This is a genomic window from Enterobacter sp. ENT02, from assembly GCF_019219165.1.
GTDB classification, from domain to species: Bacteria; Pseudomonadota; Gammaproteobacteria; order Enterobacterales; family Enterobacteriaceae; genus Enterobacter; species Enterobacter mori.
This window is the reverse complement of the sequence record NZ_JAHUWD010000012.1, coordinates 20,898-42,354: the sequence shown is the minus strand read 5'-3', so window position 1 is coordinate 42,354 and position 21,457 is coordinate 20,898. Positions and strand designations below refer to the sequence as shown.

20 protein-coding genes are annotated in these 21,457 nt (G+C 56.5%); 6 read left to right on the top strand and 14 right to left on the bottom strand.

Going from position 1 to position 21,457, the window contains the following annotated elements; genetic code table 11:
* Positions 1–18: 18 nt before the first annotated feature.
* Positions 19–786: a triose-phosphate isomerase gene (gene tpiA / locus KW829_RS21985; RefSeq protein ID WP_010436926.1), complete on the bottom strand. Its 768-nt coding sequence runs from the start codon at positions 784–786 to the stop codon at positions 19–21.
* 111 nt (positions 787–897) lie between these two features.
* Positions 898–1,455, bottom strand: a complete 558-nt coding sequence (locus tag KW829_RS21980; protein WP_371317580.1) for a DUF1454 family protein — start codon at positions 1,453–1,455, stop codon at positions 898–900.
* Positions 1,456–1,606: 151 nt separating this feature from the next.
* On the opposite strand from KW829_RS21980, the gene KW829_RS21975 reads away from it, so the two are divergent.
* Positions 1,607–2,026: a DUF805 domain-containing protein gene (locus KW829_RS21975; RefSeq protein WP_010436930.1), complete on the top strand. Its 420-nt coding sequence runs from the start codon at positions 1,607–1,609 to the stop codon at positions 2,024–2,026.
* Here the strand turns inward: KW829_RS21975 and fpr are convergent, their stop codons facing one another.
* The 4 genes from fpr to KW829_RS21955 all read right to left on the bottom strand — a co-directional run bounded on the left by fpr (position 2,027) and on the right by KW829_RS21955 (position 6,410).
* Positions 2,027–2,773: a ferredoxin--NADP(+) reductase gene (gene fpr / locus KW829_RS21970; protein WP_089599290.1), complete on the bottom strand. Its 747-nt coding sequence runs from the start codon at positions 2,771–2,773 to the stop codon at positions 2,027–2,029.
* A 96-nt stretch (positions 2,774–2,869) separates the two neighbouring features.
* Positions 2,870–3,880 (bottom strand): class II fructose-bisphosphatase, encoded by a 1,011-nt coding sequence (gene glpX, locus KW829_RS21965; RefSeq protein ID WP_108417942.1) that lies wholly within the window; start codon positions 3,878–3,880, stop codon positions 2,870–2,872.
* A gap of 154 nt (positions 3,881–4,034) precedes the next feature.
* On the bottom strand, positions 4,035–5,543 hold the full coding sequence (gene glpK / locus KW829_RS21960) for a glycerol kinase GlpK (protein ID WP_089599288.1): 1,509 nt from the start codon (positions 5,541–5,543) through the stop codon (positions 4,035–4,037).
* 21 nt (positions 5,544–5,564) lie between these two features.
* Positions 5,565–6,410 carry an MIP/aquaporin family protein gene (locus tag KW829_RS21955; protein ID WP_010436934.1) on the bottom strand — a complete coding sequence of 282 codons (846 nt, stop codon included), beginning with the start codon at positions 6,408–6,410 and terminating at the stop codon, positions 5,565–5,567.
* Positions 6,411–6,809: 399 nt separating this feature from the next.
* Between KW829_RS21955 and zapB the strand changes: the two genes are divergently transcribed.
* The gene (gene zapB / locus KW829_RS21950) at positions 6,810–7,049 is read left to right on the top strand and encodes a septal ring assembly protein ZapB (RefSeq protein WP_010436935.1); all 240 of its coding nucleotides are present in this window, start codon (positions 6,810–6,812) and stop codon (positions 7,047–7,049) included.
* A gap of 582 nt (positions 7,050–7,631) precedes the next feature.
* On the opposite strand, the gene rraA is transcribed toward zapB, so the two are convergent.
* The 7 genes from rraA to priA all read right to left on the bottom strand — a co-directional run bounded on the left by rraA (position 7,632) and on the right by priA (position 15,591).
* Positions 7,632–8,117 carry a ribonuclease E activity regulator RraA gene (rraA, locus tag KW829_RS21945; RefSeq protein ID WP_010436943.1) on the bottom strand — a complete coding sequence of 162 codons (486 nt, stop codon included), beginning with the start codon at positions 8,115–8,117 and terminating at the stop codon, positions 7,632–7,634.
* 92 nt (positions 8,118–8,209) lie between these two features.
* Positions 8,210–9,130 carry a 1,4-dihydroxy-2-naphthoate polyprenyltransferase gene (gene menA, locus KW829_RS21940; protein WP_218309089.1) on the bottom strand — a complete coding sequence of 307 codons (921 nt, stop codon included), beginning with the start codon at positions 9,128–9,130 and terminating at the stop codon, positions 8,210–8,212.
* Between the two features lie 68 nt (positions 9,131–9,198).
* Entirely contained in the window at positions 9,199–10,533 is a 1,335-nt protein-coding gene (gene hslU / locus KW829_RS21935; RefSeq protein ID WP_010436948.1) for an HslU--HslV peptidase ATPase subunit, read from the bottom strand.
* Between the two features lie 9 nt (positions 10,534–10,542).
* Entirely contained in the window at positions 10,543–11,073 is a 531-nt protein-coding gene (gene hslV, locus KW829_RS21930; RefSeq protein WP_008501802.1) for an ATP-dependent protease subunit HslV, read from the bottom strand.
* Positions 11,074–11,167: 94 nt separating this feature from the next.
* Positions 11,168–12,157, bottom strand: a complete 990-nt coding sequence (ftsN, locus tag KW829_RS21925; RefSeq protein WP_089599285.1) for a cell division protein FtsN — start codon at positions 12,155–12,157, stop codon at positions 11,168–11,170.
* Positions 12,158–12,250: 93 nt separating this feature from the next.
* Positions 12,251–13,312: a DNA-binding transcriptional regulator CytR gene (gene cytR, locus KW829_RS21920; protein ID WP_371317579.1), complete on the bottom strand. Its 1,062-nt coding sequence runs from the start codon at positions 13,310–13,312 to the stop codon at positions 12,251–12,253.
* Between the two features lie 83 nt (positions 13,313–13,395).
* Positions 13,396–15,591 carry a primosomal protein N' gene (gene priA / locus KW829_RS21915; protein ID WP_108417939.1) on the bottom strand — a complete coding sequence of 732 codons (2,196 nt, stop codon included), beginning with the start codon at positions 15,589–15,591 and terminating at the stop codon, positions 13,396–13,398.
* 200 nt (positions 15,592–15,791) lie between these two features.
* Here priA and rpmE point away from each other — a divergent pair, with 200 nt between their 5' ends.
* Entirely contained in the window at positions 15,792–16,004 is a 213-nt protein-coding gene (gene rpmE, locus KW829_RS21910; protein WP_003862040.1) for a 50S ribosomal protein L31, read from the top strand.
* Between the two features lie 49 nt (positions 16,005–16,053).
* Here rpmE and metJ read toward each other — a convergent pair whose 3' ends face one another.
* On the bottom strand, positions 16,054–16,371 hold the full coding sequence (gene metJ / locus KW829_RS21905) for a met regulon transcriptional regulator MetJ (protein ID WP_010436961.1): 318 nt from the start codon (positions 16,369–16,371) through the stop codon (positions 16,054–16,056).
* A 277-nt stretch (positions 16,372–16,648) separates the two neighbouring features.
* On the opposite strand from metJ, the gene metB reads away from it, so the two are divergent.
* From metB to metF, 3 genes are all read left to right on the top strand, one after another.
* The gene (gene metB, locus KW829_RS21900; protein WP_089599282.1) at positions 16,649–17,809 is read left to right on the top strand and encodes a cystathionine gamma-synthase; all 1,161 of its coding nucleotides are present in this window, start codon (positions 16,649–16,651) and stop codon (positions 17,807–17,809) included.
* Positions 17,810–17,811: 2 nt separating this feature from the next.
* Entirely contained in the window at positions 17,812–20,244 is a 2,433-nt protein-coding gene (locus KW829_RS21895; RefSeq protein WP_042718149.1) for a bifunctional aspartate kinase/homoserine dehydrogenase II, read from the top strand.
* Positions 20,245–20,471: 227 nt separating this feature from the next.
* The gene (metF, locus tag KW829_RS21890) at positions 20,472–21,362 is read left to right on the top strand and encodes a methylenetetrahydrofolate reductase (RefSeq protein WP_010436968.1); all 891 of its coding nucleotides are present in this window, start codon (positions 20,472–20,474) and stop codon (positions 21,360–21,362) included.
* Positions 21,363–21,457: the final 95 nt, after the last annotated feature.

Below are 21,457 nucleotides of genomic sequence, written 5' to 3'. Positions count from 1 at the left end.
CACCCGCCACAAAGGCAATTACGCCTGTTTAGCCGCTTCTGCTGCTTTAACGATCACCGCGAAAGCGTCAGCTTTCAGGGATGCACCGCCAACCAGCGCGCCATCGATGTCTGGCTGGGTGAACAGCTCAGCAGCGTTGGCTGCGTTTACGGAACCACCGTACTGGATGATCACTTGCTCAGCCACTTTCGCGTCGGCTTTAGCAATGTGGTCACGGATGAATTTGTGAACCGCCTGAGCCTGTGCAGGGGTTGCAGATTTGCCGGTACCGATCGCCCAGACTGGCTCGTAAGCGATGACCGCGCCTTCGAACGCTGCTGCGCCTTGGGTTTTCAGCACGGCGTCGATCTGGCGTGCGCACACTTCTTCGGTTTTGCCCGCTTCGTTTTCCGCTTCGGTTTCACCGATGCACAGAACCGGGATCAGACCCTGCTCTTTCAGCACGGCGAATTTCTTCGCGATGAACTCGTCGGATTCTTTGTGGTAGGTGCGACGCTCTGAGTGGCCGATGATGATGTACTTCGCGCCGATATCTTTCAGCATTTCAGCAGAGGTTTCACCGGTGAATGCGCCAGACAGGTTAACGTCAACGTTCTGCGCACCCAGCACGATGTGGCTGCCGTCAGCGGCGTGTTTAGCCAGGTCCAGGTACATATCCGGCGGAGCGATAGCAACCGCGCAGCCGGTTACGCCAGCCAGCTCTTTACGCAGGTTCGCAACCAGCTCGTTTACCATGTGGCGGCTGCCGTTCAGTTTCCAGTTACCCATCACTAAAGGATGTCGCATTTCAATTCTCCACGCTAAATAAGCGAATTAAGGAATATGGCCGCCCTTATGGGCAGCATGGTCTGTGAATCAGTATAGAGATTTTCCCCTGAAAGGCTTTGCTTTTTGTCATTAATTCGCCCCTCCGAGTGAGTCTGATAGCGCCAGCTTAATCGGTTCAACAGCGAAGGTCAGGCCTTTTTCACCGTTATCCGCCACCACATAGCGAATGGCGCCTTCCGTATCGGCGTAGTAACGCTTGTTTTTACCTGCCGTCAGCAATTTTTGCAGCTTTTGCTGGCTTTGCGTTTTCGTTAGCGCCGGGGTGAAGGCATGCAAAATGGCGCTCATATACTCCAGCGCTTTCGCCCTGGCCGCTTTCTGTTCCGGCCCCTGGATTGGCAGCCAGGTGATCTGCATGCTTTTAATTTTTAGCGTGCCGCGTTCCAGCGCTGTCGATGCGTATAAATTCTCGTTAATTTTGCTCGCTGCACGGGTCAGGGTTGGGGTATCGCGGGCGCTATCAATGGCGCGAAATTCGTCCAGCGGTAGCTTTGGGTTGGCCTGATTAAAGGCTTCACGAAACTGGCTGATGGATTGGTCGAAGGAGGGCGCGCCCGCCAGGAGATACGGCGCTGTAGTTGGAGCGGTGTTTTCAGCGGCATGCAGAGAGCTGCCTGCGCTCAGCATCGCTAAACACAGGAAAAGAGAGTGTGCCGTTAATTTCATCAATATTGCCCCTGGCCGTAAGTGCTCATGATTAAAACGATATCTGGTCGGCTTGTCAAAAGGTCACAACTCCAGGGTAAAATGCGCGCTATACGATAATAAGGAACCTTACATGACCATACAGCAGTGGCTGTTTTCATTCAAAGGGCGTATTGGACGCCGTGATTTCTGGGTTTGGATGGTGACGTGGGTTGTCGCCATGCTGCTTCTGTTTTTTGTTGCTTATAACGCGTGGCTGAGCACGCAAACGGCGGCGTTTGCGCTGGTCTGCCTGCTGTGGCCAACGGCCGCCGTGGTGGTGAAACGTCTGCACGATCGCGGCCGTTCCGGCGCATGGGCTTTTCTGATTATTCTGGCGTGGATGCTGGTGGCAGGAAACTGGTCAGTGCTGCCGTCTATCCTGCCGTGGGTCGTGGGCAGGATGGTGCCGAGCATTATCTTCGTGATGATGGTTGTCGATCTGGGCGCGTTTATCGGCACCCAGAGCGAAAACAAATACGGTAAAGATACCCTTGAGGTGAAGTACCGCTGATCACCAGTAGTGTTCAGCCGTCATATGGCCCGGTCGGCGACGAAGGTGTTTCGTCATCTGCCGGGTATCCTTCAGAAGCTGCTGCGTGTCACGAACCATCTGCGGGTTACCGCACAGCATCACATGGCTGGTTTCGATATTCATTGGCAAGCCAACCGCCTCCTCCAGCGCACCGCTCTCAATCAACGCCGGAACACGTCCGGTCAGTGAGCCTGACGCCGTTTCACGGCTGACCACGGTTTGAATTTTCAGCTTCCCGCCGTACTGCTGTTCCAGCGCCTGCATTTGCGGCAGGTAGCTCAGGTCTGCGGCGTAGCGCGCGGCGTGAACCAGCACGATGTTTTTGAAACGTTCCAGATCTTTGCCGTACTGCAAAATAGAGAGATAAGGGCCGATGGCGGTGCCGGTTGCCAGCATCCACAAGGTGTCACAGTCTGGAATTTCGTCGAGCACGAAGAAACCGGCCGCTTCTGCCACAATCTGCACATCATCGCCAGGCTTCAGCGCCGCGAGGCGTGGGCTGAGTTTGCCGTCCGGGACGGTGACCAGATAGAACTCGAGATCCGGGTTATCAGGCGCGTTAACGTAAGAGTAGGCGCGCTGCACGCGTTCGCCGTCGACATCCAGCCCCAGCTTCGCAAATTGCCCGGCTGTGAACGGGTGGACGGGAGCATGCAGGGTGAGACTAAATAGCGCATCGGTCCAGAACTGTACCTTTGTGACTTTACCTGTTACCCAGTCCGCCATGATCTTCTCCTGTGCTGTTTCTCTGTTCTATCTTCCGTACTTAGCGGTGAGATTTCCAGCCCATTTGGGCCGGAAAGCTCAATCGATCAAACGGTTTTACAGAATGTGCGTCTGCACGTCCGGGTCTTTGCGGTCGAGATAGTGGATAGACTGAATGCGGCGAATGGTGCGCGATTTACCGCGGATCAGCAGCGTTTCGGTGGTCGCCATGTTGCCCTTGCGGGTGATGCCGTCCAGCAGATCGCCTTTGGTGATGCCGGTTGCAGAGAAGACAACGTTGTCGCTGCGCGCCATCTCGTCCAGAGCCAGCACTTTATTGGCCTCGATTCCCATCGCTTCGCAGCGTGCCAGCTCGTTTTCCCCGATACGGCGGTTCTCGTCGCTATCGCCTTTCACCTCATGGCGGGGCAGCAGACGGGCCTGCATATCGCCATCAAGCGCGCGGATCACGGCTGCTGATACTACGCCTTCCGGCGCACCGCCGATGCCGTACAGCACATCCACTTCGCTGTCCGGCATGCAGGTCAGGATCGAGGCGGCAACATCACCGTCAGGGATAGCAAACACACGCACGCCGAGCTTTTGCATCTGCGCGATGGTGGCGTCGTGGCGCGGTTTCGCCAGAATCGTCACGGTTAGCTCGCTGAGCGGTTTGCCCAGGGCTTTGGCGATATTGCGCAGGTTCTCTTCCAGCGGCAGGCTGAGATCGATTGCGCCCTTCGCGCCAGGACCGACAATCAGCTTTTCCATGTACATATCCGGCGCGTTGAGGAAGCAGCCTTTATCGCCCACGGCCAGCACTGCCAGCGCGTTGGCCTGGCCCATCGCCGTCATACGGGTGCCTTCGATTGGGTCGACGGCGATATCCACGGCATCTCCTTTGCCGGTACCGACTTTTTCACCGATATAGAGCATCGGCGCTTCGTCGATCTCGCCTTCGCCGATTACGATGGTGCCGTCGATGTTGACCTGGTTAAGTACAATGCGCATGGCATGGACGGCGGCGCCGTCGGCGGTATTTTTGTCGCCACGACCCAGCCATTTATAGCCTGCAAGGGCGGCCGCTTCGGTGACGCGGGAAAACTCGATAGCAAGTTCACGTTTCATGAGGTACTCGTGCAATCAAAAGGAATTGCACGAAGTTTATCACAGAGTGGGTAAGGTGCGGCCTGTACTCCCCTCACCCTAACCCTCTCCCCAAAGGGGCGAGGGGACTTAAAACACCCTCTCCCCTTTGGGGAGAGGGCCGGGGTGAGGGGGATTACTCTTCGTGCTCTTCCCACGCCAGAGCGCGTTTCACCGCTTTCTTCCAGCCGCTGTAGCGGAAGTTACGCTCGGTGGTTTCGATGCCCGGGCGGAATTCGCGTTCGATAACCGCTTTTTCCTGCAGCTCGTCCAGGTTCTGCCAGAAGCCTACCGCCAGACCGGCAAGGTATGCCGCACCCAGCGCTGTCACTTCGCGCACTTCAGGGCGCTCAACGCGGGTGCCCAGAATGTCGGACTGGAACTGCATCAGGAAGTTATTCGCTACCGCACCGCCGTCCACGCGCAGGGCGTGCAGACGAATGCCGGAGTCAGCCTGCATCGCTTCCAGCACGTCGCGCGTCTGGTAGGCAATGGATTCCAGGGTGGCGCGAATAATGTGGTTAGAGTTCACACCGCGCGTCAGACCGAAAATCGCGCCGCGTGCATACGGATCCCAGTACGGTGCGCCCAGACCGGTGAACGCAGGCACCACGTACACGCCGTTGGTGTCTTTCACTTTGGTCGCGAAGTACTCGGAATCGAACGCATCGCTGATCAGCTTCATCTCGTCGCGCAGCCACTGAATGGACGCACCGGCCATAAACACTGCACCTTCCAGCGCATAGTTCACTTCGCCGCGCGGGCCGCAGGCGATAGTGGTCAGCAGGCCGTTTTCTGATTTCACCGCTTTCTCGCCAGTGTTCATCAGCATAAAGCAGCCGGTGCCATAGGTATTCTTCGCCATCCCTTCCTTGACGCACAGCTGGCCGAACAGCGCCGCCTGCTGGTCACCGGCGATACCGGCGATAGGAATACGGGTGCCGCCCTTACCGCCGATGTTGGTCTGGCCGTACACTTCTGAAGACTTACGCACTTCAGGCAGCATCGCGCGCGGGATGTCCAGCGCGTCCAGCATCTTGTCATCCCACTCCAGGGTATTGATGTTGAACAGCATGGTACGCGAGGCGTTGGTATAGTCGGTGACGTGAACGCGTCCCTGGGTCATTTTCCAGATAAGCCAGGTATCAACGGTACCGAACAGTAGCTCGCCGCGTTTAGCACGCTCGCGTGAGCCTTCCACGTGGTCGAGGATCCACTTCACCTTGGTGCCGGAGAAATACGGGTCAACCACCAGGCCGGTAGCGCTACGAACGTACTCTTCCATACCGTCGCGCTTTAGCTTCTCACAGATTTCTGAGGTACGACGGCACTGCCAGACGATGGCGTTGTAAATTGGCTTACCGGTTTCGCGCTCCCAGACCACGGTGGTTTCACGCTGGTTGGTGATACCGATGGCGGCAATTTCGTCGGAGCTGATGTCGGCTTTTGCCAGCACTTCGACCAGCGTGGAGCTTTGTGACGCCCAGATCTCCATTGGGTCATGCTCTACCCAGCCTGGACGAGGATAAATTTGCTCGAATTCGCGCTGTGACACGCTGACGATGTTCGCGTCATGATCCATTACGACAGCGCGGGAGCTGGTAGTGCCCTGGTCGAGCGCAACAATATATTTTTTTTCGGTCATGTTAGGTGTCCCGTAGTCAGATTACAGCGAAGCTTTTTGTTGTGCGGTAGACGTTGTTTCTTTCTCTTCTTCCACACAGGTGTCGCACGGTAAGTGGCGACCAATTAATTTGCGATAGCCGAATGCACCCAGCGCCGCCCCTACAATTGGCCCGAACAGCGGGACCAGGAAGTAAGGAATGTCTTTACCGCCGGTGAAGGCGACGTCGCCCCATCCAGCGAAGAAGGCGAAGGTTTTTGGCCCCAGGTCACGCGCCGGGTTCATCGCGAAGCCGGTCAGTGGACCCATTGATGCGCCGATAACCGCAATCAGCAGGCCAATCAGCAGCGGGGCCAGCGGGCCGCGCGGAATGCCGTTGCCGTCATCGCCCAGCGCCATAATGACGCCCATCAGAATAGCGGTAATCACCATTTCAACTGCGAACGCCTGCACAAAATTGATATGCGGGTTCGGATAGGTTGAGAAGATGCCAGCCAGATCCAGACTTTCGACACTGCCGCGCACCATATGATGCGTCTGTTCGAAGTCGATGAAAAGATTGTAATAAAGCCCGTAAACTAACGCCGCTGCGCAAAAGGCGCCGGCAAACTGAGAAATGATGAAAGGAACAACTTTGCGTCCATCGAAGCACGCGAACAGCCACAGCGCGATGGTCACCGCCGGGTTAAGATGTGCACCGGAAACCCCTGCAGTCAGGTAAATGGCCATCGCCACGCCCAGACCCCAGATGATACTGATTTCCCACTGACCAAAACTGGCACCCGCCACTTTCAGTGCAGCGACACAGCCCACTCCGAAGAATATCAACAACCCGGTACCAAGGAACTCGGCAATGCACTGGCCTTTTAAGGTTGATGTCTGACTCATAATCGGAATCCTGAAGAGATGAATGTTTATTGTTAGCATGGCCGCCCGTGACAGCCACGATGTCCTGTAGACATAGTGTTAATTTATCGTTAACGAGCAAAAACGAGAAATATCGAAATCAAAATGTGTGGTCTGCGTCAATAAAATGAGCGTTTTCGCGCCATAAAGCACATTTTTGCATCAGCCTCAGAATGTGAGCTGAATCATTTCATTAACGAATGAGTTAACAATTTAGGGGTATATGACGCGAACGCACCAGGACCAGACCTAAAAGTGTTGCAAACCGCGATCTGCGCGGTGTGTCGCTGGACACAGAGCGCCGCGCTCCATACAATCGACGGTATATGTCGTGCGCGTTTACGTTAAAGCGTCGCCTTGCAATTCAGGAGAGGTAGCATCATGTCTTTAGAAGTGTTTGAGAAACTGGAATCGAAAGTACAGCAGGCGATTGACACCATCACCCTGCTGCAGATGGAAATTGAAGAGCTGAAAGAGAAGAACAACAGCCTGGCGCAGGAAGTTCAGAACGCTCAGCACGGCCGCGAGGAACTGGAGCGCGAAAACAACCAGCTGCGCGAACAGCAGAACGGCTGGCAGGATCGCCTGCAGGCGCTGCTGGGACGTATGGAAGAAGTCTGATCCCCTTAGGGATGACTGACCAGGCCGGGTAAGGCGAAGCCGCCACCCGGCTTTTTTATGGTTATCGCTAACTGAGTCAAGCCATAAGAAAGGCCGCCCGAGGCGGCCTTAACGCTACGTGTCCTGCGTTGTCATAGCATAAGCAACAAATCCACTCGGTTCATCACTCTTTACCACGAGTACGCTGGCGACAATGAACGCGATACATAAATAGCGTTTCATTATGCGGTCCCTGCTGCTAACCGCTCCACCGCTCACCACCGGTGATAAGTCGGTGGACACAAGCCCGGTTAAAGGTTGCTTTACGGTTGTGAATACACCTTTCCCTGGACCGATGCCCATGTGCGAGATGGCGGAAAGGGACGATGCATCATAATGAGCAACAGTAGCGTAGTTAAGGCCTTCAGAGGAAATTAGGAATTTATAAAGGGTCGACGGGGGTTACCAGAGGGATGAACCAGGGTAAGATAAAAATCCTGGTTAAAGGTTGCTAGACTTCCCAACGGACCGCGAATCCCGAGGGACAAAAAAACCGCCACATTGCTGTTGGCGGTTTTTTTATGGTTCACGCTGACTGTTCTATTACTCGATATCCAGCGGATCTTCGGAAAGGATAATGCCGGTATTATCGGCGTAGAGATGGTCTCCGGAGAAGAAGGTCACGCCGCCGAAGTTAACGCGCACGTCGCTTTCGCCTATGCCGTCGCCCGCTGCGCCAACCGGTATGGCCGCGATGGCCTGAATCCCGATATCCAGGTCTTCGAGATCGTCCACCTGACGCACGGAACCGTACACCACAATGCCTTCCCACTCGTTCTGGACGGCAATTCCCGCCAGTTCAGCATCAATCAATGCACGGCGCACGGAACCGCCGCCGTCGACCACCAGAACGCGGCCACGACCATTCTGTTCGAGCAGATCGTACAGCAACCCGTTATCCTCGAAACATTTCACCGTGATGATTTGCCCGCCAAACGACGACCGCCCACCAAAGTTGGAGAACAGCGGTTCAACGACGTTGACATCTTCCTGGTAGATGTCACAAAGCTCGGAGGTATCGTATTTCATAGGTTTAACGCTCAGTTGCTGCGAATGTGTTCAGTATATCGTGCGAAATGCGTTGTTGGCAAAATCATCAATTGTTAATTGATATTTGTCAGCTAACTGAGCGTCTGGCTTAACACAATCCCGATGACGAACAACAGGTTAGTCAACAGCGCGCCTTTTACCGTACGTTCCAGCATTGGCGGCATAGCGGACGGGCTGAGCTCACGCATCACAAAGCGGGCCTGCTTAACCAGCAACGGCGCGGCAAGCACAAACAGCCACCCCCACAAGCTCTGCAAGGAAGTCAGGTTAAACAGCGCCAGGCAAACCAGCGCGCCAATGAGCAGACAGGCATGATAGCGGCGCGCATTCACCGGCCCCAGACGCACGGCCAGGGTATTTTTGCCGTTCTCACGATCGCTGTCGATATCGCGCAGGTTGTTGATGTTGAGCACCGCCGTGGCCAGCAGGCCGCAGGCTGTTGCGGGCAGGAACAGGGCAGGGATGACCGTATGCGCCTGTAGATACCAGCTCCCCATCACGCTCAGCCAGCCGAAGAACACCAGCACGGAGATATCACCCAGCCCAATATAACCGTAAGGGCGCGTGCCAACGGTGTAGGTAATGGCTGCGATAATCGCGAGCAAACCCAGCACCAGGAAACCGATGAAATCGCTGGTGGTCTTAGACGCGACCGTCACCAGCGCCAGGCCGGACAAGCAAATCAGCACCACGGTGATAATCAGCGCGCGTTTCATCTGTGCCTGGGTAATGACCCCTTTCTGCATCCCGCGCAGTGGCCCGATGCGATCGGGCTTGTCGCTGCCTTTCACCGCATCGCCATAGTCATTGGCGAGATTGGAGAGAATTTGCAGCAGGCCGGCGGTAATCAATGCCAGCGCGGCGACCAGCGGATCAAAATAACCTTGCCACCAGGCAAGCGCAGTACCGACGATAATCGCGGCAAAGGCCAGAGGAAGCGTTTTAGGGCGCAAACTTTCGAGCCACGCCTGAGTACGGCTGATGTCAGTCATAAGTATTTAGCCAATAAAAATGGGGGCATTAGCCCCCATTAAACGTGATGAGAATGCAGTAACCGCGATTATAGGATAAAACGGCTCAGATCTTCATCTGCCACTAACGCATCCAGATGTTTACTCACATATTCTGCATCAATGGTGATGGTTTGACCGTTAAGGTCGCTCGCATCATAAGAGATATCTTCCACCAGGCGTTCCAGTACGGTGTGCAGACGACGCGCACCGATGTTCTCGGTGGTTTCGTTCACCTGCCATGCGGCCTGGGCGATACGTTTGATACCGTCTTCGGTGAACTCGAGGTTCACACCTTCGGTTGCCATCAGCGCTTTGTACTGCACGGTGGCAGAGGCGTTTGGCTCGGTCAGGATACGTTCGAAATCTTCGGTGGTCAGCGCCTGCAGCTCAACGCGGATGGGCAGACGGCCCTGCAGTTCCGGGATCAGATCCGACGGGCTGGCAACCTGGAACGCACCGGAAGCGATAAACAGAATGTGGTCCGTTTTCACCATGCCGTGCTTGGTGGAGACGGTGCAGCCTTCAACCAGCGGCAGCAGGTCGCGCTGAACGCCTTCGCGGGATACATCCGGGCCGGAGCTGTTGCCGCCGCGCTTACAAATTTTGTCGATTTCGTCGATAAACACGATGCCGTGCTGCTCAACCGCGTCGATAGCGTCCTGCTTCAGCTCTTCCGGGTTCACCAGCTTCGCCGCTTCTTCTTCAATCAGCAGCTTCATCGCGTCTTTGATTTTCAGCTTACGTGCTTTCTGCTTCTGGCCGCCCAGGTTCTGGAACATGGACTGCAGCTGGCTGGTCATCTCTTCCATGCCCGGAGGCGCCATGATTTCCACACCCATCGGCGCGGCAGCGAGATCGATCTCAATCTCTTTGTCGTCCAACTGGCCTTCACGCAGTTTCTTGCGGAATGCCTGGCGCGCTGCGGACGGTTCCGCCTGCTGCTCTGCCTGGCCCCAGTTGTTTTTAGCCGGTGGGATCAGCACGTCGAGAATGCGCTCTTCGGCCATCTCTTCTGCGCGGTAGCGGTTTTTCTCGATAGCCTGGACGCGCACCATCTTGATTGCCGAGTCGGTCAGATCGCGGATAATGGAATCCACTTCTTTACCCACGTAGCCCACTTCGGTGAACTTAGTGGCTTCCACTTTGATGAACGGCGCGTTAGCGAGTTTCGCCAGGCGACGAGCGATTTCGGTTTTACCAACACCGGTCGGCCCGATCATCAGAATGTTTTTCGGGGTCACTTCGTGGCGCAGCTCTTCGTCAAGCTGCATACGACGCCAGCGGTTACGCAGGGCAATCGCCACGGAACGCTTGGCGTTATCCTGGCCGATAATGTGTTTGTTCAGTTCGCTGACAATTTCGCGTGGGGTCATTTCAGACATGGGAGATCCTTACGCTTTGGAGGTCAATTCTTCGATGGTGTGGTTGTGGTTGGTATAAATGCAGATATCACCTGCAATATCCAACGCTTTCACCGCGATATCGCGCGCGTTCATGTCGGTGTTTTCCAACAGGGCGCGGGCTGCAGCCTGGGCGTACGGGCCGCCGGAGCCGATGGCAATCAGGTCATTTTCCGGTTGAATCACGTCACCGTTACCGGTGATGATTAGCGAGGCGGTTTCATCGGCCACGGCCAGCAGCGCTTCGAGCTTGCGCAGCATGCGGTCGGTACGCCAGTCTTTCGCCAGTTCAACGGCGGCTTTCACCAGATGACCCTGGTGCATTTCCAGTTTGCGTTCAAACAGTTCAAACAGCGTGAAGGCATCCGCCGTGCCGCCTGCAAAACCGGCGATCACTTTGTCGTTGTAGAGACGACGCACTTTCTTCACGTTGCCTTTCATGACGGTATTACCCAGCGTGGCCTGGCCATCACCGGCGATTACCACATGGCCGTTACGGCGTACACTTACTATTGTTGTCACGAGCAGACCCCCTGGTTACAGATTCGGGAAACAGAAGCCCTGAGCCAGTGCTCAGGGCTGAATTAAATGATAGATGGGGGGGATTTTGGGGGTTTCAACCCCCGGAGGCGAGTCGAATGCAGTTTGTGTGACCGGCTACTTTCAAACGAGAGATAGTGCCATCGGCATTTTCTTTGCCTTTGACCGGGCCAATCACCACGCGGTTCCAGCCATTGTTGGTGGTAATGCGTGAGTCAAATCCTTCGAACGCGAGCTGAGCACGCACGGTTTCGGCCTGCTCGGCACCTTTAAACGAGCCGCACTGCACCATCCAGCGGCGTTCGTCTTTTTTCTCAGCCGTTTGCTTCGGTGCTTCGGTCTCTTTGGTCACCGGCGCGGCCTGCTGCGTTTTCGGCTGCTGCGCCGTGGTATGCGCTGGCGTCTGGAGCAGATCCTGATACGGCTGCGCCGCCTGCTTTTGCGGCTGCGCTTTTGGCTGTTGCTGAACAGGCTGCGATTGTACCGTACGCGTCTGCTGCTGTGGCTGCTGGTATGGCTGGGCCTTCGGCTGTTGTACCGGCTGGGTTTGCGTCCACTGCTGCTGTTGTTGCTGCTGAATTTGTGCCTGGCGCTGACGCTGCATCTGCAACGTTTGCTGACGCTGCGCAGGCGTTTGTTCATTCCACGGCACTTCATTCAGCTGCGTAGGCTGCTGGCGCATATCGGCCTGCATCTGTGCCAGCAGCTGGCGCTGTTCGTTCGTCAGCTGATCGGCATTTTTCACTTCGCCACCGGCAGACGGTTCGGTAGGCGCACGCACGCCAGGCTGACGGCTTTCCAGCTCTTTAATATAGCGCCAGCGCTCCTCAGGCTTCGGCGGAAGGCCATTACCGGCCACTTTGTTGCCCTGAAGCGCTTCAGATTCTTCTTTTTTATGGTGCGTAATGAAGTACAGGCCGCCAATAAAGGCCACCAGTACAGCCGCAGCAATAGCGACCATTGCTGGTGAGACGGCAGGCAGGTTCCGCTGCTTGCTTTTTGAACTACTCTTTTTGCGTCGCGAAGGTGCCGGCTGGCCGCGACGTACATAATCTCGTTGTGCCACTATCGTTTCGCTGTATTTATTCGTTCGTCAGCCCGCCATGTTACTTAAGCGGCGGGGCTTTGACCAGATAAGGGTGTCCGAAAGGCATTTACTTTAAGTCAATGCCTGGGTAGAGCCGCGAACAATCAGCTCGCAGTCGAGTAACCGCGAGCCGCTGCTAACCGTTTGACCCTGCAGCTGATCCAGCAAAAGCAGCATCGCTTCGCGGCCAATCTGATAGCGCGGTTGTGAAACGGTAGAGAGCGGCGGATCGCAAAACTCTGAAAGCGAAATATTATCGAAGCCGATAATCGACAGGTCTTTTGGCACGCGTAACCCACGACGTTTGGCGTGTGACAGCGCGCCCAGCGCCATCACGTCGCTGTGGCAGAACACCGCCGTTGGCGGCTGCGGCAGTGCCAGCAGTTTCTCCAGCGCTTGTCCGCCCGCTTCAAAGGTAAAATCACCGCGCGCAATATAGTGAGGGTTAACGATGGCTCCGGTACGGCGCAGCGCCTGAACATAGCCTTGCAGGCGGTAGTGGCAAAGCGGCATCTCTTCCGGCCCGGCAATACAGCCAATACGCTTATGCCCCAGCTCCTGAAGATAGTTCACCGCATCGAACGCGGCTGTCAGGTTATCAATATGCACCGTCGGCAGTTCCAGCTCTGGCGCGAACTCGTTGGCCATCACCATCGGCGGTAAATTGCGTTGTTCTTCAATGCTGGCATCAAACGGCAGGCGGGAGCCAAGCAGCAACATGCCGTCAATCTGCTTGGTGATAATGAGATCGATAAAGGTTTTTTCCTGCTGATTCTGATGGGCGCAGTCGCCAATCAGCACCAGATAGCCTTGTTCAGCCGCCGTCACTTCGATACCGCGAATGATCTCGCTAAAGAAGGGGTCGCAGATGTCCGGCACAATCACCAGAATAGTCCGCGATTCGTTGCGCTTTACGTTGCGCCCCATCGCCTGCGGGAAATAGCCCACTTCCAGCGCCGCCTGTTCAACCTTGTTACGGGTCGCCTGGGAGACTTTATCCGGGTTCATTAATGCGCGGGACACGGTTGCCGTTGAGACTTGTGCTTTCTCGGCAACGTCTTTCATGGTCGCCGTAGTGACCTCTTTCCTGGACTTCAACGTCTTCTCCTCGCCTGAACACCGAACTGCGGACATCACCATTTTTACAGATAGTTAATGGAATCGGTTACAGAATTTTCATAAAAAGTGTGAGGCGCGTTAAATTTTTCGATCCGTCTTCAGCCTTCGATGGGATCGACGTCCAGAACCCACTTCACTTTGCGCGCTTCCGGCAGGGTGTTGATCAGCGCCAGCGTGCCGCTGACGATATGCTGCAGGCGGATACGTGACGGGTGCTGAAGTAAGATTTGCCAGCGGAAACGTCCGCCGCGTTTCGGGGCCAGCGCTGGAACCGGACCCAAAATCCACAGCTGACTATCCACCAGCGGGCTGGCCTGCAGGAGGTTTCTCAGCTGTTGCAGGAAAAGCGGCGCCTGCTGGTTGTTATGGTCTTCCGCGCGGATGATGACGTGGCTGGTCCACGGTGGCAGCTGCATGGTCTGGCGTTCGGCCAGCGCCTGTTCGGCAAAGGCGTCATAGCCTTTATGCAGCAACGTTTGCAGCAGCGGGTGCTCAGGGTGGTGCGTTTGCAGCACCACTTCGCCTTGCTTTCCTGCGCGTCCGGCACGCCCCGCCACCTGGGTATAAAGCTGGGCGAAGCGCTCGGCAGAGCGGAAATCTGCCGAGAACAGCGCGCCGTCAACGTCCAGCAGGGCGACCAGCGTGACGTCCGGGAAGTGATGCCCTTTTGCCAGCATCTGGGTGCCAATCAATATGCGTGCCCCACCGCGATGCACTTCCGCCAGCTGTTGTTCCAGCGCGCCTTTGCGGCTGGTGGTGTCCCGATCGATACGCGAAATCGGCACGTCCGGGAAGAAGGGGCCGAGGGCCTGTTCCAGCTGCTCCGTGCCCAGACCGACCGGCACGATATGCGTTGAGCCACACGACGGACACTGGCGCGGCACCGGGCGCTGGCTGTCGCAGTGGTGGCAGCGTAAATGACGCTGGGCCTGATGGAAGGTGTAGTAGTGGTCGCAGCGTGGGCATTCCGCAATCCAGCCGCAGTCGTGGCACAGCAGGGCGGGCGCGAAGCCACGTCGGTTAAGGAACAGGATCACCTGGTTGCCCGCCTGCAAGTGCTGTCGCATTCGGGTAATCAATGCAGGCGCGAGCCCGGCCTGAACCTGCTGACCTTTCAGATCCAGCACGTGCTGAATCGCCGGACGGGCATTACCCGCGCGACGCGTCAGGCGCAGCATATGGTATTTACGCTGGCGCACGTTGTGCAGCGTTTCGAGCGCAGGCGTGGCGGAGCCGAGAATAATGGGAATTTGCTCGCTGTGTGCGCGGTATACCGCTAAGTCACGGGCGTGATAGCGCCAGCCTTCCTGCTGTTTATAGGAGCTGTCGTGCTCTTCATCTATTACGATAACGCCGAGATTTTTGAACGGTGTAAACAGCGACGAGCGGGTGCCGATCACAATCGCCGCTTCGCCGTTTTTCGCTTTCAGCCAGGCGCTGAGGCGCTCGCTGTCGTTAAGCCCTGAGTGCAGCACCTCAACCGGCGCGTTAAAGCGCTCGCGGAAGCGGGCGATGGTCTGCGGCGTCAGGCCGATTTCCGGCACCATCACCAGCGCCTGTTTGCCCTGTGCGAGCACGTTTTCCAGCACGCTCAGATAAACTTCGGTCTTGCCGGACCCCGTCACGCCCGCCAGCAGCCAGGCAGAGAAATGGTCCGAGGCGCTGTGAATCGCCCCCACGGCGGTGGCCTGCTCGGTGTTCAGACGCAGGCGATCGCCGGAGACGGAGAAGCCGTCGCGCCAGTCGTGAAGGGCGGGCGCTTCGCTTGCCAGTTCGCTCAGCCCTTTCTTTCTTAATGCCTGGAGCGCGGTTTCGCTGACCTCAAGCTCGTCGACCTGATGCCGCCAGATTTTTCCCTGACGCAGTGCCGCCAGCGCCTGCTGCTGTTTCTGCGAACGCTTCAGGCTGTTGATATCCACGGCCTGACCCTGCTCGGTAGCAAACCAGTACCACATCGGCGCATGGCTGGCGCTTTTGCCCTGGCGCAGCATGATTGGCAGCGCGTGGAACAGGACGTCGCCAATCGGATGGTGATAGTAATCCGCCGCCCACAGCAGCAGTCGCCAGGTGCTGGTGGAGTAAACCGGCTCGCTGTCCAGTACCTCAACAACCGATTTCAGTTCATTAAGCGGCAGCTCGCTTTTTTCACTCACGGAAACCACGATCCCCACGCGCTGCTGTTTGCCAAACGGCACGGTCACGCGACAGCCCGCTTTGGCGCTCATGCTGTCGGGCAGCAGGTAGTCAAAGGTGCGGGGAAGCGGAACGGGCAGGGCAACGTGAGCGACGGGCATCGAATCTTCCTGACTTGAAAAGTGGCGCGTTAGTATACACATTAGTGAAAGCGGCGTGCGGATCAGTTTGCATACGCTGGTCAAATTCTGTATGATTCGCCGCCTTTGGTGTATATTACGCCAAAGAAATTACATTCAACATCGCGTGGTGTCTGGCGTTAGGGCTGGAAGAGCGACGCGGCCTTAACTGAGGTTCTCCCATGAAAAAAGATATTCACCCGAAATACGAAATGATTACTGCAAACTGCTCTTGCGGTAACTCTATCCAGATCCGCTCCACCGTGGGTCACGATCTGAACCTGGACGTGTGCGGCAAATGCCACCCGTTCTACACTGGTAAGCAGCGTGATGTTGCAACCGGTGGCCGTGTTGACCGCTTCAACAAGCGTTTCAGCATCCCGGGCGCTAAATAAGTATCCCGAAAGAAAAGGCACCGCAAGGTGCCTTTTTTGTATCTGCTTCTCAGTATTCCCACGTATCCGGGTCAATGCCCAGTTCACGCATGATGATTTTCGCCTCTTCCGGGATCTCATCACTGCGCTCTTTGCGCAAATCGTCATCGTTCGGCAACGGTTGGCCGGTAAACGCATGCAGGAACGCTTCGCACAGCAGTTCGCTGTTGGTCGCGTGGCGCAGGTTGTTCACCTGACGACGCGTGCGTTCATCGGTGAGGATCTTCAACACCTTCAGAGGAATGGAAACCGTAATTTTCTTTACTTGCTCACTCTTCTTACCGTGCTCAGCGTATGGGCTGATATATTCGCCGCTCCATTCAGCCATGAGATACCTTTAATCCTCTCAGTCATTAATCTAAAGGTGCAGAACCGATAACCGCCGGTTTTGAACCGTAATCTTGCCTAGTTTACCGTAGAGACGATACCGTGGCACGGATATTGCCGCTGCAGCGTGCACTAAAGCATATAATTTTAACGGCTATTTGCGCATTGCTCAATCTATACGCAAAGAAGTTTAGATGTCCAGATGTATTGACGTCCATACTTTCAATGTTTACTCTGGTGCCTGACTTTTCACCTAATTAAGCCAGGAAGCCCTCACCATGACGCGTAAACAGGCCACCATCGCAGTGCGTAGCGGATTGAATGATGACGAGCAGTACGGCTGCGTTGTCCCGCCGATTCATCTTTCCAGTACCTATAATTTCACCGGATTTAATGAACCCCGCGCGCATGACTATTCCCGTCGTGGCAACCCTACGCGTGACGTTACCCAGCGTGCCCTGGCAGAGCTGGAAGGGGGGGCGGGTGCGGTATTAACCAATACAGGTATGTCCGCAATCCACCTGGTGACGACGGTGTTCCTGAAGCCTGGCGACCTGCTGGTTGCGCCGCACGACTGCTACGGCGGCAGCTATCGCCTGTTTGATAGCCTGGCAAAACGCGGCTGCTATCGCGTGCTGTTTGTCGATCAAAACGACGAACAGGCGCTGAAACAGGCGCTGGCAGAGCAGCCGAAGCTGGTTCTGGTGGAAAGTCCAAGCAATCCATTGTTGCGCGTTGTCGATATTGCGAAAATTTGTCAGCTCGCAAGGGATGCGGGAGCGATAAGTGTAGTGGATAATACGTTCCTCAGTCCGGCCCTTCAGAACCCGTTAGCACTGGGTGCCGATCTGGTGTTGCATTCATGCACTAAATACCTGAACGGTCATTCTGATGTTGTGGCAGGCGTGGTGATTGCAAAAGATCCCGACGTTGTCACCGAACTGGCATGGTGGGCCAATAACATTGGCGTCACCGCGAGCGCCTTCGACAGCTACCTGCTGTTACGCGGCATTCGCACCCTGTCGCCACGCATGGAAGTGGCGCAGCGCAATGCCCAGGCGATCGTCGATTTCCTGAAAACCCAGCCGCTGGTGAAGAAACTCTATCACCCGTCGCTGCCGGAAAATCAGGGGCACGAGATTGCCGCGCGCCAGCAGAAAGGTTTTGGCGCGATGTTGAGTTTTGAACTGGACGGTGACGAGCAAACGCTGCGTCGCTTCCTGAGCGGGCTGTCATTGTTTACGCTGGCGGAATCATTAGGTGGGGTTGAAAGCTTAATCTCCCACGCCGCGACCATGACGCACGCAGGTATGGCACCGGAAGCACGTGCCGCCGCCGGGATCTCTGAGACGCTGCTGCGTATCTCAACCGGCATTGAAGATTCTGAAGATTTAATTGCCGATCTGGAAAATGGCTTCCAGGTCGCAGCCAAGGGGTAATCATGAGTGTGATAGCGCAGGCAGGGGCGAAGGGTCGTCAACTGCACAAGTTTGGTGGTAGTAGTCTTGCTGATGTGAAGTGTTACCTGCGCGTTGCAGGGATCATGACCGAGTATTCACAGCCGGGTGACATGATGGTTGTCTCGGCGGCGGGCAGCACCACCAACCAGTTGATTAGCTGGCTGAAACTGAGCCAGACCGATCGCCTTTCTGCGCATCAGGTACAACAGTCTTTACGCCGTTACCAGAGCGAGCTGATTGCCGGCCTGCTGCCTGCTGACGTGGCGGATGGACTGATCAGCGCCTTTACCCATGACCTTGAGCGTCTGGCTGCCCTGCTGGACAGCGGTATTACCGACGCGGTCTATGCCGAAGTGGTGGGCCACGGTGAAGTGTGGTCCGCACGTCTGATGGCCGCCGTTCTGCAACACCTGGGCGTGGAGGCGGCCTGGCTCGACGCGCGTGATTTCCTGCGTGCCGAACGCGCCGCGCAGCCTCAGGTGGATGAAGGTTTGTCCTACCCGCTGCTGCAACAGCTGCTGGTGCAGCATCCGGGCAAACGTATCGTCGTGACCGGCTTTATCAGCCGCAGCAACGCGGGCGAAACCGTGCTGCTGGGCCGTAACGGCTCGGACTACTCGGCAACGCAAATCGGTGCGCTGGCGGGCGTGTCCCGCGTCACCATCTGGAGCGACGTGGCCGGTGTCTACAGCGCGGACCCGCGTAAGGTGAAAGATGCCTGCCTGCTGCCGCTGCTGCGTCTCGACGAAGCCAGCGAGCTGGCGCGTCTGGCCGCGCCGGTACTGCACGCCCGTACGCTGCAGCCGGTTTCCGGTAGCGATATCGACCTGCAGCTGCGCTGCAGCTATACCCCGGATCAAGGCTCTACCCGTATCGAACGCGTACTGGCCTCCGGTACGGGCGCGCGTATTGTCACCAGCCACGACGACATCTGCCTGATTGAGTTCCAGGTGCCTGCGGGCCAGGACTTCAGGCTGGCGCATAAAGATATCGACCTGATCCTCAAACGTGCTCAGGTGCGCCCGCTGGCCGTCGGCGTTCACAACGACCGCCAGCTGCTGCAGTTCTGCTATACCGCAGAAGTGGCGGACAGCGCGCTGAAAATCCTCGATGAAGCGGGCCTGCCGGGCGAGCTTCGCCTGCGTCAAGGTCTGGCGCTGGTGGCGATGGTGGGCGCGGGCGTCACCCGTAACCCGCTGCACTGCCACCGCTTCTGGCAGCAACTGAAAGGCCAGCCGGTGGAGTTCACCTGGCAGTCGGAAGAGGGAATTAGCCTGGTGGCCGTGCTGCGTAAAGGGCCAACCGAAAGCCTGATTCAGGGTCTGCATACCTCCCTGTTCCGCGCGGAAAAACGCATCGGCCTGGTGCTGTTCGGGAAAGGGAACATCGGTTCCCGCTGGCTGGAACTGTTCGCCCGTGAGCAGGAAACGCTCTCCGCGCGTACCGGATTTGAATTTATTCTCGCGGGCGTGGTGGACAGCCGCCGTAGCCTGTTGAATTACGAAGGGCTGGACGCCAGCCGCGCGCTTGCCTTCTTTAATGATGAAGCCGTTGAGCAGGATGAAGAGTCCCTGTTCCTGTGGATGCGCGCGCACCCTTACGATGACCTGGTCGTGCTGGACGTGACCGCCAGCGAGCAGCTTGCGGATCAGTATCTGGATTTCGCCAGCCACGGCTTCCACGTCATCAGCGCTAACAAGCTGGCGGGGGCGAGCAGCACCGATAAATACCGTCAGATCCACGACGCGTTTGAAAAAACCGGTCGTCACTGGCTGTACAACGCTACCGTTGGCGCGGGGCTGCCGGTTAACCATACCGTGCGCGACCTGATTGAAAGCGGCGACAGTATTCTGGCGCTGAGCGGTATCTTCTCCGGTACGCTCTCCTGGCTGTTCCTGCAGTTCGACGGCACCGTACCCTTCACCGACCTGGTGGATCAGGCGTGGCAGCAGGGTTTAACCGAGCCCGATCCGCGCGTGGACCTTGCCGGAAAAGACGTGATGCGTAAGCTGGTGATCCTGGCGCGTGAAGCGGGCTACGACATCGAACCGGGTCAGGTGCGTGTTGAATCGCTGGTGCCTGCGGGCTGTGAGGAAGGGTCTGTAGATCACTTCTTCGAAAACGGCGACGAGCTGAACGAGCAGATGGTACAGCGTCTGGAAGCCGCCAACGAGATGGGCCTGGTGCTGCGCTACGTAGCGCGTTTCGAGGCGAACGGTAAAGCGCGCGTAGGCGTGGAGGCGGTGCGTCCTGAACATCCGCTGGCGGCGCTGCTGCCGTGCGATAACGTCTTCGCTATCGAAAGCCGCTGGTACCGCGATAACCCGCTGGTGATCCGCGGTCCGGGCGCGGGGCGCGATGTCACAGCCGGGGCGATCCAGTCCGACATTAACCGTCTGGCTAAGCTACTGTAACCTCTGTATTTCCCTCTCCCTGTGGGAGAGGGTTAGGGTGAGGGCATCAGACCGCACTCACCCCCCATCATGAATTCCCTTCATCTTCCCTGAACAAACCTCACCGTTATTGTTGATTATTTATGTTGACGTCACTCCGCTTTTCCGTCATTTTTACATCTGGACGTCTAAACGTATAGAAGTTCACAACACCACAGACAACGACACGCGATAGATAGAGGTAAGGTATGAGCTTTTTTCACGCCAACCAGCGGGAAGCCCTGAATCAGAGCCTGGCCGAAGTAAACGGCCAGATTAACGTCTCTTTTGAATTTTTCCCGCCGCGCACCAGTGAAATGGAGCAAACCCTGTGGAGCTCTATCGATCGCCTGAGCAGCCTGAAACCGAAGTTTGTTTCCGTGACTTATGGTGCTAACTCCGGCGAGCGTGACCGTACGCACAGCATCATTAAAGGCATCAAAGATCGTACCGGTCTGGAAGCGGCACCGCACCTTACCTGTATCGATGCCACCCGCGACGAGCTGCGGGCTATCGCCCAGGATTACTGGAATAACGGCATTCGTCATATCGTTGCCCTGCGCGGTGACCTGCCGCCGGGGAGCGGCAAGCCGGACATGTATGCCGCCGATCTGGTTGCGCTGCTGAAAGACGTGGCTGACTTTGATATCTCCGTTGCTGCTTATCCTGAAGTGCATCCGGAAGCGAAAAGCGCCCAGGCGGACCTGCTCAACCTGAAACGCAAAGTCGACGCTGGCGCGAACCGCGCGATAACGCAATTTTTCTTCGATGTTGAAAGCTACCTGCGCTTCCGTGACCGCTGCGTTTCTGCGGGTATCGACGTCGAAATTATCCCGGGCATTCTGCCGGTCTCTAACTTCAAACAGGCGAAGAAATTTGCCGATATGACCAATGTGCGCATTCCGCTTTGGATGTCTAAAATGTACGAGGGGCTGGACGATGACCCGGAAACACGCAAGCTGGTGGGCGCAAATATCGCGATGGACATGGTGAAGATCTTGAGTCGTGAAGGGGTGAAGGATTTCCACTTCTACACGCTGAACCGTGCAGAGATGAGTTACGCCATATGCCACACGCTCGGCGTTAGACCAGGCGTGTAACAAAAAAGAGCCCTCTTCGGAGGGTTTTTTGATTTATAAGGGTTTTATTTTCCTGCCATATCAGCAATGCTGCCTTTGACGTACAAAACTCATGT

Excerpts from the sequence above, each read along its gene's own strand:
- metJ (WP_010436961.1), bottom strand. The coding sequence starts at position 16,371 with ATGGCTGAATGGAGCGGCGAATATATCAGCCCATACGCTGAGCACGGT.
- KW829_RS21955 (WP_010436934.1), bottom strand. The coding sequence starts at position 6,410 with ATGAGTCAGACATCAACCTTAAAAGGCCAGTGCATTGCCGAGTTCCTT.
- KW829_RS21975 (WP_010436930.1), top strand. The coding sequence starts at position 1,607 with ATGACCATACAGCAGTGGCTGTTTTCATTCAAAGGGCGTATTGGACGC.
- glpK (WP_089599288.1), bottom strand. The coding sequence starts at position 5,543 with ATGACCGAAAAAAAATATATTGTTGCGCTCGACCAGGGCACTACCAGC.
- metB (WP_089599282.1), top strand. The coding sequence starts at position 16,649 with ATGACGCGTAAACAGGCCACCATCGCAGTGCGTAGCGGATTGAATGAT.
- rraA (WP_010436943.1), bottom strand. The coding sequence starts at position 8,117 with ATGAAATACGATACCTCCGAGCTTTGTGACATCTACCAGGAAGATGTC.
- priA (WP_108417939.1), bottom strand. The coding sequence starts at position 15,591 with ATGCCCGTCGCTCACGTTGCCCTGCCCGTTCCGCTTCCCCGCACCTTT.
- KW829_RS21895 (WP_042718149.1), top strand. The coding sequence starts at position 17,812 with ATGAGTGTGATAGCGCAGGCAGGGGCGAAGGGTCGTCAACTGCACAAG.
- KW829_RS21980 (WP_371317580.1), bottom strand. The coding sequence starts at position 1,455 with ATGCTGAGCGCAGGCAGCTCTCTGCATGCCGCTGAAAACACCGCTCCA.
- zapB (WP_010436935.1), top strand. The coding sequence starts at position 6,810 with ATGTCTTTAGAAGTGTTTGAGAAACTGGAATCGAAAGTACAGCAGGCG.
- metF (WP_010436968.1), top strand. The coding sequence starts at position 20,472 with ATGAGCTTTTTTCACGCCAACCAGCGGGAAGCCCTGAATCAGAGCCTG.
- cytR (WP_371317579.1), bottom strand. The coding sequence starts at position 13,312 with ATGTCCGCAGTTCGGTGTTCAGGCGAGGAGAAGACGTTGAAGTCCAGG.
- tpiA (WP_010436926.1), bottom strand. The coding sequence starts at position 786 with ATGCGACATCCTTTAGTGATGGGTAACTGGAAACTGAACGGCAGCCGC.
- glpX (WP_108417942.1), bottom strand. The coding sequence starts at position 3,880 with ATGAAACGTGAACTTGCTATCGAGTTTTCCCGCGTCACCGAAGCGGCC.
- menA (WP_218309089.1), bottom strand. The coding sequence starts at position 9,130 with ATGACTGACATCAGCCGTACTCAGGCGTGGCTCGAAAGTTTGCGCCCT.
- hslU (WP_010436948.1), bottom strand. The coding sequence starts at position 10,533 with ATGTCTGAAATGACCCCACGCGAAATTGTCAGCGAACTGAACAAACAC.
- rpmE (WP_003862040.1), top strand. The coding sequence starts at position 15,792 with ATGAAAAAAGATATTCACCCGAAATACGAAATGATTACTGCAAACTGC.
- fpr (WP_089599290.1), bottom strand. The coding sequence starts at position 2,773 with ATGGCGGACTGGGTAACAGGTAAAGTCACAAAGGTACAGTTCTGGACC.